Genomic DNA, 16680 nt, shown 5'->3' with positions numbered 1-16680 from the left:
GCACTTATCGTGGTTGTCCCTAGGATAAACCAGGGGGAACGTTCTGGGGAATTGTCATTTTTTCATATATTAACTCATGGCTATTGAGAATAATACCCGCATTATTGATAATCACCAAGGCGAGAATGAGGATTGCGATAGCCCCTAAAGAGTCACTGATTGTTTCTGAAAATTTGGCATAATTCCCCTATGGCAAGTCAGTTTTTATTTTAACTGTATTCTATAACTGCTTAAAAAACTATCGCAAGCCAAAGGTCGCAACACTACCCCGTCCTAGTTTTTAGTGTAATTGTTTAAGTGACTATTAGGTACCTCTATTTATTGTCACCACTGGAAGATTATTTCGCTAAAATGCTCAGATTACACAGAACCAAGGGCGGGGGTACCCCCCTGCGACCGCTAACTTTAAATTTATAGAAGTGCCCTAAATAGAGATTCCCTATAACTATTGAAATGGATTAATAATTTGGACTTGTTTATCAATAATCTGATTTTTTTGCATATCTTCAGAATACAAATACTGACAATTGGACTCAATCGCACTAGCCATAATCAAGCTGTCCCAATAGGATAAACCGTTATTTATTTTTAGGCGATGGCAAAGTCTGATAGTGCTGATTTGAATAACTTGAACTTCGGACACGCTAATCATTACCTCCAGATTCTCTTGGATTAGGTGATCTGGAACCTTATTCTTGAGCATTGCACTGTAGTATTCACTCAAAACTTGAGTACTGATCACCAATGTAGGTAGATTTTCTAACAATGAGGTGGCAATATCAGATTTACGGTCATCTTTTTGTTTGAGATGAGAGTACACCCAAATATTAGTATCAATAAAGACTCTATCTCTCATGCAGAGATTCTCGACTAGATATATTGATTTGCTCTACTTCAAAACGATGAGCAAAAACTTTTCGAGGCTTCACTTTTTCTACTCTGATAGAAACAGATTCATTGTTTAATTGATTCTTAATCATTTCAATAATTTGATCAATCTTTTCAGTAGAGAGCGAGTCAGGAATGTCAATTAAGATTTGCATCGTTTTATCCTAGAACATAAAAATTTTTCCCTAATTATAGCATACCAATCCCTAATCTTCAGGAATCACCCCCACATCAATCATCTTATCGCCCCCAAAGAGTCACTGATTGTTTCTGAAAATTTGGCATAATTCCCCTATGGCAAGTCAGTTTTAACTGCATCCCATAACTACTTAAAAGACTATAGAAAGCCAAAGGTCACAGCACTACATCATCTTAGTTCTAGCCTATGGATTATCGGGATTTATTGAAAGCATTAATTAATCATTTCCCTCTTCGGTTTCCTCATGGATGGAAAGGGTCATCCCCGCCACCTGGGTTTGGGGGGGAGTCGCTTTGAGCGGAATGTTTTCGTTGATTGCCTGAATTTCCTGGATCGTATATTCGTTGGTCTGGTGAATATATTCCGGCAAAATCGCTCCCAACCGGTGGGTATAAAATCGGTGCAGGCTGAAATTAGGAGTTGCCCAAAAACCCCGCCGTTTCTTGTGCCGTCCTCCCGCCCCAGGGTCAAACGTCTGCACCCCCTGGTCAATCGCCCAGGCAATGGGAGTGTAATAACAGGTCTCAAAATGCAGGGAATCCACCTCCTGCCATGCCCCCCAATACCGCCCATACAATTGCTGGTTTTTGATGATACAAAAAGCCATCCCCACTGGCTCATTTCCCCCTTGGTTGGTAGTGGCAACACTGAATAATAAGCGATGCCGATAATCCCGGTATAAACTTTGAAAAAATTGCCGCGTTAAATACTTACTCCCCCAGAGAAATCGGTCGCAGGTGTTGCTATACAGGTCATACATCACACTCAAAAAATGCTCGGGAATCTCCGCCCCGTGCAAGGTGTGCATCCGTATCCCCGCCTTGTGTACCGCCTGCCGTTCCCGTTTGATATTGCGCCGCTGATTGGCATTGAAATGGGCTAAATAATCTTCAAAGGACTGGTAATGGTGATTTTGCCAAAGGTAATGGTGATGTAACCACCGATGCCAGCCCAGGGGCACGACCGCCTCGCTCCATTCCGGGTCGGCAAATAAAAAATGACAACTGGAAATGCCCTCCCGTTGGCAAAACTGGTCAATCGCTTCCAAAAAAAGCTCATTCACCCCACTTTCCCCCTGCGCTATCAAAAACCGATAGCCCACCGCCGGGGTAAAAGGGGTCATCCCCACCAGCTTGGGATAGTAGGGTTCCCCCAACCGATAGGCTAATTCCGCCCACTGGTGGTCAAAGACAAATTCCCCGTAGCTGTGCCCCTTGAGGTAGAGGGGAGCCGCCGCCACCAGGGTATTTCCCCGCCAAAGGGTCAAATGCCGGGGCAACCAGCCGGTGCGGGGAATGGCACTGCCGGAGGTCTCCAGGTGGTTCAACCACTCCCACTCCAAAAAGGGAGTCGCCAAGGGCAATGCCAGCGCATTCCACTGTTGGGCGGGCACCTCCCCCACCCCCTTCAGCCACCGCAGGGTATAACCGGTCTTCTGAAACAAGTTTTTATATTTTTTTAATGTTTACACTACTTAATAATACCGTGACTGGGGGTGAGCGGGGGGACAAAGTTGGTTTAGACTAAGTTTGGCTGTGATGTTTCCCCACCTGTGTCCAAAGCCCTATGCCGGAAAGCTGGTTGACTACGTTGGTTTGGATGTATTACCGGGTGGCGGTACTGTTTTATGTGCTGGTGCCCCTGGGGTTGCTGGTCTGGGCGTGGAGTCAGCGGGCACGGGCGGTGGTGACCCTATTGCGGATTTATTGGCAGGTGGCGAGTTTGTTGATGATCAATGTGTATTTAATGATTGCCGCTTTGCCGGTGAGTTTTTTCACTTCTTTTTTGGCGCAGGTGTTGATCCCGGTTTCCCTGTGGTTTTGGCTGGATTTGAATGAGGAACTGGTGGAACGTCCGGGGCTGTTGGCGCGGGTGACGAATATCTGGCGGTGGGTTGTCACCTGGTCAGCGAGTTTGGGGGCGGTGGCAATGGTACCCTTTTGGGGCTGTGGGCTAAAGAGTATGCCTGCCCTGCTGGCGGATAACCAATGTCGGGTGTGGTTGGCGGCACCCTGGGGCTATCGGGAATGGTTCCATCGGGGCACATCCCCGGCGGATTTGGGGTTTTGGGGGATTGTGGGTTTGGTGGTGTATGGCTTTTGTCTGGCTTATTTTCTGCTGGTACGGTTAGCCAAACAAGGTCGCACGGCTCTTTCTTAAACCATGACCACTCCCCAAGAGCGTTTGGAAAATTACAGCCGTTCCCACCCCCGGGAGGTACTGCGGTTAACGGTTCGGGATGAACAGGGGGAGGGGGAAATTCTAATCTACAAAGGCTTTACCAGTTCCCTGACCCGTGCCACCGCCTTTGAGCCGGATGTGCCGGTTTTGGCAGCGGATGCGGAAATTCTGTGGGTGGATCGCATCCAAGCCCCCTATCATCCCCAGCAGATTCAGTACTTGGAGCAAAATCTCAGTTGGGCGGAATTTAGCCAACGCTTAGCGGAAGCTGGGTTTTGAACGCCTATTCGTTGGAACAGAAGGTGCGGGAGACCCGGCAGGGTCCATATTGGCGACAGGATTGCAGGGCGTATTTTTCCGCCAGGGCGGGATTGCTCCCCCAGCCCGTGCCCACCGACCCATCCCGGGTTTGGGCAATCGAACCACAGGCATTGCGGAACCACACCATCACCCGGCAATCCCCTGTCCCGGCACTGGCTTCACATTCCCGCAGGGAACGATTTTCCGCCGCCGCCCGGTTATTGTAGCCCCAGGCATACCCCTGGGCACCCGTGCGTCGCGACCAACTGATGGCACCAAAGGTATCCGGTTGGGTGTTCCCGGCTGGCGTGGGCAGGGTCACCAGAGCCACCGCCGTTACCAGGGTCATACCGAGCCAACCTACCTGCTTACTCCAGGAGTGATTCATTAATTTTGCCCCCAAATCATACAAATCATACTTACTTACAAGTATCAAAGAAACCTTGGGGCAGAGGTGTTAATTGTTTAAGATTTTTAGAGTTTTTTTTACATTTGTTGAGGGATGGGGGTCATGGGTTCCCCCAGATGAATTTGCCCGGTGAGATAGCAGACCGCCCCGCCCCGGATTAGCACCCGCTCGGGCGTGAGGGTACACCACAATTCGCCGCCCCGGGGGGAGAGTTGCCGGGCGTGCAGTTCAGTTTTGCCCAGGCGTTCGCCCCAGTAGGGCACCAAGGCACAGTGCGCCGAACCCGTCACCGGGTCTTCGGGAATGCCCGCTTGGGGAGCAAAAAACCGGGAGACAAAATCCACCCCCCGCCCCTCAGCCGTGACGATCACCCCCAAACAGTCCAACTGAGCCAGTTGGGCGTAATCCGGTTGCAGATGTTTCACCACCTCCGGGTCGGCGACCACCGCCACAATATCCCTGGGACTGCGGCAGACCGCTTGGGGAGTGAGTCCCAACCCAGCAATTAACGGCGCCGTCGGTTCCGCCGGGGTCAACGGCCAGCGGGGGAAATCCAATTCCCACAAATCCCCCTGTTTGCGAACGGTCAGGGTTTCTTGGCGACTCTGGAACCGCACCTGGTCACAACCGGGTTCCACAAATTCCCCCACCACGTAGGCCGCCGCCAAAGTGGCATGGCCGCACAAATCCACCTCCTGAGTCGGGGTAAACCAGCGGATGTGGTAGCCGCCCGTCCCATCCGGCCAGAGAAACGCCGTTTCCGAGAGGTGATTTTCCAGGGCAATCGCCTGACATAGCCCAGGGGGAAGGGGTGCCGCCAAGGGACAAACCGCCGCCGGATTACCGCCAAAGAGTTGGTCGGTGAAGGCATCCACTTGGTACAGTAGGATAGAAAGAGACATGACACAAAACTCTCACGCACGGGTTCAATCGGGAATCAGACATGACGAAAAGTCCAGGTTATACTGATTAGACCACATCTGCTTCACCCGCCAAACCCTATGGATTTCAGCATTCAACAAGGACTAGGCCGCTTTCAGCAAATAGATTACCATGCCATTTTGGGCGTGCCCTTGGATGCGGGTCCCCAGGACATTCGCCGTCGCTATATGCGGGTAGCGCGGGCCTTGCACCCGGACACCACCGGCCATCTGAGTGAAGAAGACCGGCAGATTGCCGCCCAACTCCTCTCCCGGTTGGTGAATCCCGCCTACGAAAAACTGTTCAACGATAAGGTGCGGGCGGAGCATAACCTGATTTTGAAAATGATTGGGCAACGGGTCGCCCAGGACACCCTCCCTTTTGAAACCGAAGCCGCCAATCTGCTGTTGCGCCAATCCGACCCGGAAACCTATTACCGGGAAACCTTGGGAAAACTCAACGAGCGGCAGTTTGCCGTCCCCCACGAAACCATGCAGGTGATCAACGAAATCAGCGAACTGAATCTCGCCATGTTGCGCTGGCAGTATGCGGGGAATACGGTGGCCTTTGTGAATCGTCCCGCCCCGACCCCAGTTGCGACCCCGGAAGCCCCAGCGGCGAGCACCCCACCCCCAGCCGCCCCCGAACCGGCGAAACCTTCCTTCCTGGATCAGTTCTACAACCGAGCCGAGGAATTGGTGCGGATGAAAGATTATCCCGGTGCCCTGCGGGAATTGGATGATGCGTTGAAATTGGACAGTGGCGATGCCCGTTGTTTGAGCCTAAAGGGTTATGTTTACCTCCAGACCAACCAACTGAAAATGGCGAAAATCCATTTTGAACGGGCCTTGAAACGGGACCCAAGTAATACCCGGGCGAGCCAAGGGCTGGAAGTGGTGGAGAAAATGCTGGCCAAGCAAGCCAAGGAGAACGAGGCCAAAGCCAAAACCACCCCCGAAAAGAAGAAGGGCAAGGGTCTGTTTGGTTTCTTTGGTAAATGAGCGGTACATGAGCTTCCAGCCGCCCACCGGCAGTCGGGATTTATTGCCCCTGGAGGTGATCCAGAAAACCTGGATTCGGGAACGGTTGCAGGGAGCCTTTCACCGCTGGGGCTATCAACGGGTGGTCACCCCCACCCTGGAGCGGTTGGATACCCTGGTGGCGGGAGGACGGGTGCGCCCGGAGCGGGTGGTACAAATTCAAGACCGGGATGGGATTTACGGCCTGCGTCCCGATGTGACGGCTTCCATTGCCCGGGTGGCGGCCAGTCGCTGGGGGCAGGTGCCCCATCCCCAACGGCTTTACTATGTGGCGAATGTATTTCGGCCCCATCCCCAACGGGGGCATTGCCAGGAGTCGTTTCAGGTGGGGGTGGAACTGCTGGGAGCGGGGGGACTCTTGGCGGATGCGGAAATATTACGGCTGTTGCAGGATGGCTTGACGGCGATTCACTTGCCCCCCTGGCGGGTGGTTTTGGGGGAGGCGGGGTTGACCCGGTTGTGGATTCAGGGGTTTCCCCCGGTTTGGCAGACCCTGGTGACCCAGGCACTCATCCATTTAGACCGGGTGGCCTTGGGGCAATTGCCCTCCCCCTGGCGAGAACAGGCGTTGGCGTGGCTGGATTTGCGGGGGGAACCGGCACAGGTCTTTCAGCGGTTGGGTACCTGGGAACTCACGCCCCAGCAATGGCAGCGGGTGAATCACCTGAAATCCCTGGTGGAACTTCTGCCCGCCGGGTTTCCCCTGGTTGTGGATGTGAGTCTCTTGCAACCCTGGGATTATTACACGGGGATCGTCCTGCAGGTGGCGGTGACCCAGGGGCATACGGTGCAGTTGGTGGGGCAGGGAGGGCGTTACGATGACCTGGTGGGTGCCTACCATCCCCAGGGGAAAACCGTGCCGGGGATTGGCTTTTCCCTGAATTTGGAAACCCTGCATCAGCAACTTTTGCCCTTGGGGGTTTTGCCCCAACGCCCCGCCCGTCCCGATTGGGTGGTGATTCCCCGGGGGGAAACGGCCTACCGGGCGGCCCTGGATCATGCCCAATCCCTGCGGCACCAATACCCCGACCAGCGGGTGGAATTGGCGCTGACACCGCCCCAGGAACCGCCTTCCCAGGGACTGGTCTGGGTGGATGCCAGCGGTGCCCTGATTGCCCCGGCGTGAATCATGCCCTGGTCCCGTTACCGGCAACGGTTTGGGTTGTTGCTCCTGATTATGAATGGGGTCGCCCTGGTGGTGGCAGGGGTGGTGATGCTGATTTTGTTTCGGGCGACGGTGCGGGAAAACCTGGAGCGGCTCCAGGAAACCAACAATAGCCAGGTGCGGTTATTGGAAGAGACATTCCGGCAAACGAAAAACATCCCGCTCACCTTAAGTATTGCCCAGGAAGCCGCCCGTCGTTTTACCGGCTCCGCCCGGACGGGGGAGTTTATTCTCCTGATCCCCACGGGTGATGATTTCCAAATTTTCGTCAGCCGTTGGGACGATGTGGAACTGGAACTAGCGGTCAACATCAAATCCCGCCAGACCTTACTGCGAGAAGGGGGATTACTGGCGGCAATGGTCCGCACCCCACCCCAGCGCTTCGTTGGGGTAATCCCCTTGCAAACCCAGAGGCAGGTCTTGGCCGCCATCGAGCCGGTGCAGGGTTTGAATTGGGTGGTGGCCAACCAAATTCATCTGAGCGAGGTGCGGGAACCCTTTCTCCACGCCAGTTGGATCGCCCTGGGGGCGGCGATGGTGGTGAATGGGCTGGGGGCGTTTCTCTTCCTGCGGGTGAGCAACCCGATGATTCAGCGCTTGGAGCAATTGAATGAAGAACTGGAGGAAAAAGTCCAACAGCGCACCAACCAACTGGCAGAGGCGAATGCCCAGATTCAAACCCTCAACCACCAACTCCAATCGGATAACCTGCGCCTTAGGGCGGAAGTGGCGGTGGCCCGCCAATTGCAAGCCCTGTCCCTGCCCCGGCCCGAGGAATTGGCCCATACCCCCCAGTTGGCGGTCAGCGGTGTGATGTACCCGGCGACGGAGGTGGGGGGGGATTATTACGACGTCTATCCCCAGGGGCAACAGACCTGGTTGAGCATCGGCGATATTACCGGGCATGGTCTGGAAAGTGGGGTGCTGATGCTGATGACCCAGGTGGCGGTACGGACGCTCCTCACCCAGGGGGAATCCTGCGGGGCGCATTTGCTCACCATTCTCAATCGGGTGATTTATGACAGCGTGGCCCGGATGGGCTACGGCCGCACCCTCACCCTCACCCTTTTGCACCACGACCGGGGGCAGTTGTCCATCACCGGGCAACACGAGGAAGTGATTATTTTGCGAACCAACGGGGACTGGGAACGGATTGACACCCTGGATTTGGGGTTTCCCCTGGCCTTGGAACCGGACATTCAGCCCTACGTCCGGAACCGCCAAGTGCGCTTGCAACCGGGGGACGGGGGCATTTTATTCACCGATGGCATCACCGAAGCGGCCAACCCCCAGGGGGAACTCTACGGCATCGAACGGCTCTGCCAGGTCGCCCGCACCCATTGGCATCAGCCCGTGGCCAGGATTCAGCAGGCGATTATGCGCAATGTCCAAGCCTTTATCGGCCCGGCGGCAATTTTAGATGACATGGCCCTGGTGGTGTTCAAGTTTCAACCGGACGGGACATATCCCCCCAATCCGGGCGTACCCCCAGGGGAATCGTAAAGTGAAATTTGCTTCCCTGCCCCCGCCCCGCCGATTCCGCCCAAATTTGCCCCCCCAAGCCACTGACAATCTGCCGACAAATCGCCAGCCCCAACCCCGTCCCCCCCACCGTGCGGCGCAAAGCCCCCTCCTCCTGGTAAAACCGGTCAAACACCGCCTGGAGTTGGCTGGGTTCAATGCCCCGCCCCGTATCCGCCACCACCACCTCTAACATCTGCCCCGATTGCACCTGTGCCCGCACCGTCACCCGTCCCTCCGGGCTGGTAAATTTACAGGCATTGTCCAGTAATTTTACTAACACTTCCACGATGCCCTCCCCATCGGTACGCAATAGGGGCAAATCCGCCGGTAAATCCACCTGAATCTGGGGCAAACGCTGTGCCCGGGAACGCAGATGCGCCAAAGCCAACTCCACACATTCCGAGAGGGTAATCGCCTCACTTTGCCACTGCACCCGACCACTCTCTAACCGGGACAGGGTGAGAAAATCCTGAATCAGTTTGTGCAAACGTTCCGCATCGCTCATCGCCGCCGCCAACATCTCCTGGCGCACGGAAGCAGGCATCTCCGGCTCCGTGGCCAGACTTTCCAAACAGACCTGAATCGTGGACAGGGGGGTACGCAATTCGTGCCCAATGATGGCGATCAAATTGGTGCGGGTGCGGTCCAGGGCTTCCAACTGCTGGTTCAGTTCCGCCAAACTTTTGTACGCCTGCGCCTGCACCAACCCCAAGCCTACCTGGTTGGCAATCGCCGTCACCAAGTTCAAATCCACCTCCCGCCAAGGGTAGGGAGCGCCGCCGCAGTGGTGCAATTCCAGCATCCCCAACAACATCCCCTGGTGAATGATGGGTGCCATCAACCAGGAACGCACCCGGTGCTGGGCGAGCAAGGCCCGCAGTTGGTCGTATTCCCGCAATTCCGGGGCGGTGGTCACATCGTTCAAGCCAATCGCCCGGTCCCGCCCCAAGGCCAACCCAAACAGGGGATTTTCCCCCAAAGGCCAATCCACCCCCTTCAGGGATGGCACCCCCGGCGACGTGTATTCGTATTCAATCCGGGCGGACTGGTGGTGCGAACGACAGCGGTACAAAATACAGCGACATTCTGGGAAATTTTGCCCCAACTCCTGCACGGCAATCGGAAAAATTTGCTCCGGGTTGAGGGTACTGCGGATGGCAGAGGTGATTAAATTCACCAGCCGTTGTTGCCGTTCCTGGTCGCTGAGGGCCCGGTAGGCTTTCAGGACTTTGTACTGACTGGATTGGAGATAGGTGACCAGCCGCTCCACAAACGGGCCGGGGTGCAAGCCGGATGTGCCCGTCTCCTGCGGTTCCACCGTCCAGGCGTAGCGGGTCAGCGCCTGGTGAATTTTCTCCGCCAATTGGGGCTGGTAACTGAGAATCCGTTCCAACAGCAGGCGGGCGACGGTCTGGCTCACGGTGCGGTCAAAGGTCCAAATCCCCTCAAACCGGCGGGCCTGGTCCATCAAGGGGGTATCGCTCGGTCGTTCCCGGCAGACCAAACAGGCGGCGTAATGGGAGCCGAGCACCACCAGATGCCATTCCTGCGCCAGGGGGTCTTGGGGGTCAAAGGGAATGGTGGCGTAGGGTTCGCTCACCTGGGCAAAATCCGTCTCCGGGGCGGCCAGGACATAAATTTGCGGGGTGTATTGGGCCAATTGGCGATAGCGACGGGTTTCCTGGCGGTAGTAGCGTTCCTTTTGGAAATTGGCAATCACCAGGGGTTCATCCCCACTGCCCAGCACCTGGTCTTCCATCGCATGGGAAAGCGCCGTCAGGGACGCTTTGAAATAAATCTGGGGTCGCAGATGGGGATGGGTCTGCAACAAATCCTGCAATAGGGAGGGAAAAAGCACCATGCCCGACTGGCAATTGACCGGTGTATTTTTAACGATAGAAGATTTTTGCCCCCGCTCTCCCCCAATGGTTAAAAATGGTTAAAAAATGAGTATTTCTACCAAGGAAATGACCCAGTTGGGCGATTGGTTAACGGGTTGGTTTGATAACCGCACTCAAGCCCTGGCGGAACCGGCCTGGTATGTGCATTTGTGGCTCTGGCAACGGTTGATTCCGGGGGGCATCCAGGGGCAACCCGCCCTATTTATCGAGCAGGCCAGTGCCCTCACCCCAGCGCAGGCCTACCGACCCAGGGTGATGGTGCTCTTCCCCGACCAGGTGCAGTACTACAGTTGTCGGGAACCCCAAAAGTGGCGGGGGAGTGGGGCGCAACCGGAACGATTGACCCGCCTGACGGCAGAGGATTTAATCCCCCTGCCCGGTTGTGTGTTGCAATTACGACGGTGCAATTACCTAGAAACCAACCCAGAATACGAGGCCAGCCCCGCCCCTGGGTATCGCTGTGAATTTGCGTACAACGGCCAGACCCGGCGGGTGGAATTGGGGTGGCGGGTGAACGCCCAAACCTTGACCATCTACGACCGGGGGGTTGACCCCAGCACTGGGCAAGTCCTCTGGGGTGCCTTGATGGGGCCTTATGTGTTTCACAAACGGGCATGATCGGCTCCCTGACTGGGCAGGTGGCAGGGCTGAACCTTCTCCAGGGGAAATGGGTGGTCACCCTGGTGGTGCAGGGGGTGGGCTGGGAACTCCAGGTGGGGCAACGGTGCGGGCAGAGCCTGATTCCTGGGAGCACGGCTCAGCTCTTTACCCATCTGCAAATCCGGGAGGAACAGCCCGTCTTGTACGGCTTCAGCACGGTGGAGGAACGGGATTTGTTTCGGCAGTTGATCCGGGTGAATGGGGTGGGGCCCCAGTTGGCCTTGGCCTTGCTCGATACCCTCACCCCAGCGGACCTGGTGCAGGCAATTGTCACCGGCAACACCGCCTTATTGAGCCAGACCCCAGGGATAGGAGCCAAAACCGCCCAGCGCTTGAGTTTGGAACTGCGCCAGCCCTTGCAACAGTGGCAGGGGGCACTCCCAGTCCCCACGTTACCGCCCTCCCTCCAAGAAGAAGTCACCCTCACCCTGGGGGCCTTGGGGTACACCACTGCGGAAATCAGCCACGCCCTCGCCCAACTGGCACAGGACCAGGAATGCCAACCCAGTACGGATGTGGAACTGTGGATTCGCAAGGCGATTCGGTTGTTGAGTTCAGCCTAGGGCAATCCGGGTAGTCAAATCGGCGCAAGTATTGTAGTTTTAATAATCTCTGATTATCTCTGCGGTTCACAATTGGCGGCATTATTGGCAACACCCTCGCAATGACAGGCACGGTTTATCTGGTCGGGGCGGGCCCTGGGGACCCCGGTTTATTGACCCTCAAGGGCAAAACCCTTTTGGAATTGGCGGAGGTGGTGATTTACGATGCCCTGGTCAGCCCGCCCATCCTCGCCATGATCAACCCCCAGGCGGAACGGATTTTTGTGGGGAAATATCGGGGTTGGCACAGTTTACCCCAGGCGCAGATCACCGCCCTGTTGGTGAGCAAGGCCCAGCAATATCAAACCGTGGTGCGCTTAAAGGCAGGCGATCCCTTTATTTTTGGCCGGGGCGGGGAGGAGGTGGCGGGTCTGCGGCAGGCCGGGATTCCCGTCGAGGTGGTGCCGGGGATCAGTGCGGGGTTGGCGCTGGGGTTTCCCCTCACCCACCGGCAGGTGAGTTCCAGCGTGGTCTTGGTCACGGGGCACGAGGCGGTGGAAAAATCCCAGGACTCGGTGCATTGGGAGGGCTTGGCCCAGTCCGCCGATACCCTGGTGATTTACATGGGGATGCACCGCTTACCCCAGATTACGGCGGCATTGATGCGGGGGGGACGGGCGGGAGAAACGCCAGTATGCGTGGTGCAGTGGGGCACTTGGCCGCAGGAACGGCGTTTGTATGCCACCTTGGGGACGGTGAATGATTTGGTTGCCCAGGCGGGTTTTACGGCACCGGCGCTGGTGGTGGTGGGGGAAGTGGTTGACCGAGAGCGGCTATGATGATAAGCAACGGGTCACTTGGGGGCAAAGTATGGAATTTGTGGTCATTGCGGTGATTGGGGTGGGCATTATTACCACCGCCATTCGCAATTTGTATTACATTTGTCAACCCAATGAGGTTTTAATTTTTGCGGGCACGACCCGTTGGGTGCCATCCCTGAAACGGCGGGTGGGGTATCGGTTGGTCAAAGGGGGGAGTAGTTTGCGGATGCCCCTGTTTGAGCGGGTTTTGCGCTTGGATTTAACCAATTTAATTATTGAACTTAAGGTTTCCGGTGCCTATTCCAAAGGGGGCATTCCCCTGAAAGTGGAAGGGGTGGCGAATATCAAAATCGCCGGGGAAGAGCCGGTGATCCACAATGCGATTGAGCGGTTGTTGGGGAAAAATCGGGAGGAAATTAAGCGCATTGCCAAAGAAACTTTAGAAGGGAATTTGCGCGGCGTTTTAGCCAGTCTCACGCCCCAACAGGTGAATGAGGATAAATTGGCGTTTGTCCGCAGTTTACAGGATGAGGCGGAGGAAGATTTAGGGAAATTGGGGCTGGTTTTGGATACCCTGCAAATTCAAAACATCTCCGACGATGTGGGGTATTTGGACTCCTTGGGGCGCAAACAACGGGCAGAACTCCTGCGGGATGCCCGGATTGCCGAAGCCCAAGCCCAGTCCCAATCGGCGATTCAAGCCGCGGAAAATGCCCGGTTAACCGTGTTTGCCCAGATTGACTCGGAAATGCAGATTGTCCGGGCGGAAGCCCAACGGCGGATTCGGGATGCGGTCACCCGGCGGGAAGCCCTGATCGCCGAAACCCAGGCGGAGGTGGGGTCAAAGCTCGCCCGTACCCAGGCGGATTTGGCAGTCCAACGGGAGCGGATTATGCAGGTGCGCCAACAACTCCAGGCGGATGTGGTCGCCCCGGCGGAAGCCCAATGCACTGGGGGCACGGAAACCGCCAAGGCGAATGCCGCCCAAATTATTGAAGACGGGAAAGCCCTGGTGGAGGGGATGCGCCAACTGGCGGCCTCCTGGCAAAAGGCAGGCCCCTACGCCCGGCAAATTTTCCTACTCCAGAAGCTCGAACCCCTCCTGCAAGCCCTGGCGGCTACCGTTCCGGCGGTGAAGGTGCAACAGGTGACGGTTTTGGATGGGACTTCGCCCATGACGGGGGTGGTCACGCTTTTGGAACAGGTACGGGCGGTCACGGGGGTTGACCTGAAGCAACTGTTACCCCCCAAAACCCCACCAGCCACCGGGGAGGACAAGTAACCCTGCTATACTTTGGGGCAAGGCAGTATTTCTACGGATTTAGGTGGACAACCTGGATGCCTACCACTGGGTGACGACAGCCTTGGATACCCTGGAACGTGCCCACTGGAAACGGAGCCGCAAGCAGGTCACCAGCCGCTCCGGGGCGGTTGTGGAAATTGGGGCGCAGAATGTCCTCAATTTCGCCAGCAATGATTACCTGGGGTTAGCCAGTGACCCCCGCTTGGTGCAGGCGGCGACCCGTGCCATGCAGGACTACGGGGTGGGGGCGACGGGTTCCCAGGTATTGAGCGGTCACCGGGCATTGCATCGCAAGTTGGAAATTGGTCTCGCCCGTTGGAAACGCACGGAAGAAGCCCTGGTATTCAGCAGTGGCTATGGGGCGTGCCTGGGTACGGTCATGGCTTTGGTGGGCAGTCGGGATGTGATTTTCCAAGACCAGTACAACCACAGTTGTCTGCAACAGGGAGCCAAGTTGAGCCAAGCGCAAGTGTACAGCTATAAGCATAACGATATACAGCATTTGCAAGAATTATTACAAACCCATCGTTCCCAGTACCGGCGTTGTTTGATTGCCACCGAAACCCTGTTTAGTATGGATGGGGATTGCTGTCCCCTGGCGGAAATTCTGGATTTAGCAGAGCAGTACAACAGCATGGTGTTGGTGGATGAAGCCCACGCCAACGGGGTGTTTGGCGACAATGGCATGGGTTGGGTGCAGGCGAGCAACTGCCAGGGGCGACCTTTGGTGCAAGTGGGCAATCTCAGCAAAGCCCTGGGGAGCATGGGGGGCTATGTGGCGGGGAGCAGGGTTTTAATCGAATACCTCCGGCACCGGGCACCCACCTGGATTTATAGCACTGGCTTATCCATCCCCGATACGGCGGCGGCGGCAATGGCGGTGGCGATTATCCAGGGGGAACCCCAGCGGCAACAACAGTTATGGCAGAACGTCCACCACCTGCGGGAAGGCTTGACCCAAGCGGGTTTGCCCCTGCTTTCCTCCGTGCCGTCCCCGATCATTTGCCTGCCCCTGCGGTCTGCGGCGATTGCCCAGGCGTTGGAACCAGCGTTACTACAAGCGGGGGTGTTTGCCGCCGTTGTCCGTCCCCCCACCGTGCCCACCAGCCGCCTGCGCTTATCCGTCATGTGTACCCATACCCCCGCCCATATCCAGGAATTGGTGGGGATTTTGGCGGAATTTCGGGAGTGTTACGGGCATGGCTGAAGCCGGTTATACCCTGCCCGTGTTTGCCTGTGCCAGTGCGGTGGCGGCGTTGCATTACCTACAAACGGGGGAAGTTTTAGCATCGGTCACTTTGGATTTGCTCGAACCCGCCCAAACCGCCCGCCTTCCCATCGAACAGGTGGCACCTCTGCCGGGGGGTGGGGTGTTAGCCATTACCCGCTCCCAGCCGGGGGATAATTTAGACCTGACCCGGAATACGCCGGTGTGGGCGGTGGTGGCTTGGGCAGAGGACGTATCAAGTACAAACGAATTACTTACGATTGCCGGTGGTTTTGGGGTGGGCTGGCACAAGGATACGGGGCAGGCGGCTATTTATCGCTACGCCCAACGGCTGTTCCATCACCACTTAAAACCCAGTCGTCCTCTGCGGGTGGAGATCATCTTGCCCCAGGGACGGGTATTGGCAGAACGCACCTCGAATGCCGCCTTTGGGGTGGTGGAGGGTTTAGCCCTGCTGGGCACCAGCGGCATCGCCCATCCCCTCAGTGCCCCGGAGCAATTAGACTGCTTTCGGGAGGAATTGCGCCAGAAGGCAGACCAGGGGAATTTGGTTTTTTGTATTGGGGAAAACGGCTTGGATTTAGCCCGCAGTTGGGGCATCCCTGAAAATGTTCTAGTGAAAACCGGGAATTGGCTGGGTCCGCTATTGGTCGAGGCATCGTTATTACAAATTAAAACCATTGTCCTGCTGGGCTATCACGGTAAATTGCTGAAATTAGCCGGGGGCATTTTCCACACCCATCATCACCTTGCCGATGCCCGGTTGGAAATTCTCACCGCCTGTGGTCTGCGCTGTGGGCTGTCCCTGCCCATCTTGCAAAAACTCTTGACCCAACCCACGGTAGATGCGGCTATCACCTATTTACAGCAGGTGCAACCCCTCAAAGTACGAACATTGTATGAAGTGATTTTAGCCCAAATTCAACAGCGCACCCGGCAATACCTCCAAGCGCACGGGGGCAGTCCCCTGGGGGTGGAGGTGATTTTATTCAACCGTGAGCGGCAGGTGGTGGCGCAAACCCCTGGGGTAACGGCGTACCTAACCTAATGGCGGGGCGACGCTCTGCGCTAAAATCCACAATAATCCGAACAGAGAGCAATCTATGACCCAAACCGTTGCCGAGGTGATGACCGCCAACCCGGTGGTGACCTACCCCGAGACCCCGATTGAGGAGGCGATTGCCATCCTGGGGGAACACAAGTTCAGCGGACTGCCGGTGGTGAATGAGCGGCATCAATTGGTGGGGGTGCTATCCAACCAGGACATTTTGGAACGCCAGGAAGGGGTGCGTCCGCCGGTGTTTTTTTGGTTTATGGATGCGGTGATTTGGCTGGAAAATCCCCATCACTATCGGCAAGAACTGCACAAGGTTTTGGGGGCGACGGTAGGGGATGTGATGACTCCTAATCCAATCAGTATTCGCCCGGAGGAATTGGTGAGCGTGGCGGCACACAAAATGCACCAGCATCGGATTCGCCGTCTGCCGGTGGTGAATTCGGAAAATCGGGTGGTGGGCATCCTCACCCGGGGGGATATTGTGCGGAGTATTGCCCAGGCGACGGCGGCAGAGTGATGACAAAAACCAGCCTTATCCAGT

General features: G+C 56.2%; 18 protein-coding genes. 12 read left to right on the top strand and 6 right to left on the bottom strand.

The genetic code is table 11. From position 1 onward, the window contains the following. Window positions 1-445: 445 nt before the first annotated feature. The 3 genes from MLD66_RS01275 to MLD66_RS01265 all read right to left on the bottom strand — a co-directional run bounded on the left by MLD66_RS01275 (window position 446) and on the right by MLD66_RS01265 (window position 2531). Window positions 446-856, bottom strand: coding sequence for a PIN domain-containing protein (locus MLD66_RS01275; protein WP_247215136.1), 411 nt, complete (start codon window positions 854-856; stop codon window positions 446-448). Beyond that, window positions 846-1043 (bottom strand): hypothetical protein, encoded by a 198-nt coding sequence (locus tag MLD66_RS01270; RefSeq protein WP_247215135.1) that lies wholly within the window; start codon window positions 1041-1043, stop codon window positions 846-848. The genes MLD66_RS01275 and MLD66_RS01270 overlap by 11 nt, the downstream gene beginning before the upstream one ends. A 261-nt stretch (window positions 1044-1304) precedes the next feature. Continuing rightward, the gene (locus MLD66_RS01265; protein ID WP_247215134.1) at window positions 1305-2531 is read right to left on the bottom strand and encodes a GNAT family N-acetyltransferase; all 1227 of its coding nucleotides are present in this window, start codon (window positions 2529-2531) and stop codon (window positions 1305-1307) included. A 122-nt stretch (window positions 2532-2653) separates the two neighbouring features. Between MLD66_RS01265 and MLD66_RS01260 the strand changes: the two genes are divergently transcribed. Together MLD66_RS01260 and MLD66_RS01255 are read left to right on the top strand one after the other, a co-directional pair. Continuing rightward, on the top strand, window positions 2654-3247 hold the full coding sequence (locus MLD66_RS01260) for a DUF3177 family protein (RefSeq protein ID WP_247215133.1): 594 nt from the start codon (window positions 2654-2656) through the stop codon (window positions 3245-3247). Window positions 3248-3250: 3 nt separating this feature from the next. Then, window positions 3251-3547, top strand: a complete 297-nt coding sequence (locus MLD66_RS01255; protein WP_247215132.1) for a hypothetical protein — start codon at window positions 3251-3253, stop codon at window positions 3545-3547. A gap of 4 nt (window positions 3548-3551) precedes the next feature. Here MLD66_RS01255 and MLD66_RS01250 read toward each other — a convergent pair whose 3' ends face one another. Next, a complete protein-coding gene (locus MLD66_RS01250) occupies window positions 3552-3956 on the bottom strand; it encodes a DUF4189 domain-containing protein (protein ID WP_247215131.1) in 405 nt (134 codons plus the stop codon). Between the two features lie 98 nt (window positions 3957-4054). Then, on the bottom strand, window positions 4055-4879 hold the full coding sequence (locus tag MLD66_RS01245) for a PhzF family phenazine biosynthesis protein (RefSeq protein ID WP_247215130.1): 825 nt from the start codon (window positions 4877-4879) through the stop codon (window positions 4055-4057). 99 nt (window positions 4880-4978) lie between these two features. Here MLD66_RS01245 and MLD66_RS01240 point away from each other — a divergent pair, with 99 nt between their 5' ends. From MLD66_RS01240 to MLD66_RS01230, 3 genes are read left to right on the top strand one after another with little or no spacing between them, the layout of a single operon-like run. Beyond that, window positions 4979-5899 (top strand): J domain-containing protein, encoded by a 921-nt coding sequence (locus MLD66_RS01240; protein WP_247215129.1) that lies wholly within the window; start codon window positions 4979-4981, stop codon window positions 5897-5899. After that, on the top strand, window positions 5880-7064 hold the full coding sequence (locus tag MLD66_RS01235) for an ATP phosphoribosyltransferase regulatory subunit (protein WP_247215128.1): 1185 nt from the start codon (window positions 5880-5882) through the stop codon (window positions 7062-7064). Before MLD66_RS01240 ends, MLD66_RS01235 begins: the two co-directional genes overlap by 20 nt. 3 nt (window positions 7065-7067) lie before the next feature. Further along, complete coding sequence (locus tag MLD66_RS01230; protein ID WP_247215127.1) at window positions 7068-8606, top strand: PP2C family protein-serine/threonine phosphatase; 1539 nt, start codon at window positions 7068-7070, stop codon at window positions 8604-8606. Here MLD66_RS01230 and MLD66_RS01225 read toward each other — a convergent pair. Further along, the gene (locus MLD66_RS01225; RefSeq protein ID WP_247215126.1) at window positions 8545-10488 is read right to left on the bottom strand and encodes a DICT sensory domain-containing protein; all 1944 of its coding nucleotides are present in this window, start codon (window positions 10486-10488) and stop codon (window positions 8545-8547) included. The two genes, MLD66_RS01230 and MLD66_RS01225, sit on opposite strands and share 62 nt — an antisense overlap. A gap of 85 nt (window positions 10489-10573) precedes the next feature. Between MLD66_RS01225 and MLD66_RS01220 the strand changes: the two genes are divergently transcribed. The 7 genes from MLD66_RS01220 (at window position 10574) to MLD66_RS01190 (ending at window position 16656) form a co-directional block, all read left to right on the top strand. Beyond that, complete coding sequence (locus MLD66_RS01220; RefSeq protein WP_247215125.1) at window positions 10574-11146, top strand: chromophore lyase CpcT/CpeT; 573 nt, start codon at window positions 10574-10576, stop codon at window positions 11144-11146. Continuing rightward, on the top strand, window positions 11143-11751 hold the full coding sequence (ruvA, locus tag MLD66_RS01215; protein ID WP_247215124.1) for a Holliday junction branch migration protein RuvA: 609 nt from the start codon (window positions 11143-11145) through the stop codon (window positions 11749-11751). The genes MLD66_RS01220 and ruvA overlap by 4 nt, the downstream gene beginning before the upstream one ends. A 101-nt stretch (window positions 11752-11852) precedes the next feature. Further along, entirely contained in the window at window positions 11853-12569 is a 717-nt protein-coding gene (cobA, locus tag MLD66_RS01210) for a uroporphyrinogen-III C-methyltransferase (protein ID WP_247215123.1), read from the top strand. Further along, complete coding sequence (locus tag MLD66_RS01205) at window positions 12490-13833, top strand: SPFH domain-containing protein (protein WP_247215122.1); 1344 nt, start codon at window positions 12490-12492, stop codon at window positions 13831-13833. The genes cobA and MLD66_RS01205 overlap by 80 nt, the downstream gene beginning before the upstream one ends. Before the next feature lie 43 nt (window positions 13834-13876). After that, a complete protein-coding gene (locus MLD66_RS01200; protein ID WP_247215121.1) occupies window positions 13877-15061 on the top strand; it encodes an 8-amino-7-oxononanoate synthase in 1185 nt (394 codons plus the stop codon). Beyond that, window positions 15054-16130: a cobalt-precorrin-5B (C(1))-methyltransferase CbiD gene (cbiD, locus tag MLD66_RS01195; RefSeq protein WP_247215120.1), complete on the top strand. Its 1077-nt coding sequence runs from the start codon at window positions 15054-15056 to the stop codon at window positions 16128-16130. Before MLD66_RS01200 ends, cbiD begins: the two co-directional genes overlap by 8 nt. A gap of 55 nt (window positions 16131-16185) precedes the next feature. Beyond that, window positions 16186-16656, top strand: coding sequence for a CBS domain-containing protein (locus MLD66_RS01190; protein WP_247215119.1), 471 nt, complete (start codon window positions 16186-16188; stop codon window positions 16654-16656). Window positions 16657-16680 lie beyond the last annotated feature (24 nt).

Source organism: Synechococcus sp. C9, from assembly GCF_022984075.1.
Taxonomy (GTDB): domain Bacteria; phylum Cyanobacteriota; class Cyanobacteriia; order Gloeomargaritales; family Gloeomargaritaceae; genus Gloeomargarita.
The sequence above is the reverse complement of the archived record's forward strand: the minus strand, read 5'-3'. Positions and strand labels throughout refer to the sequence as shown.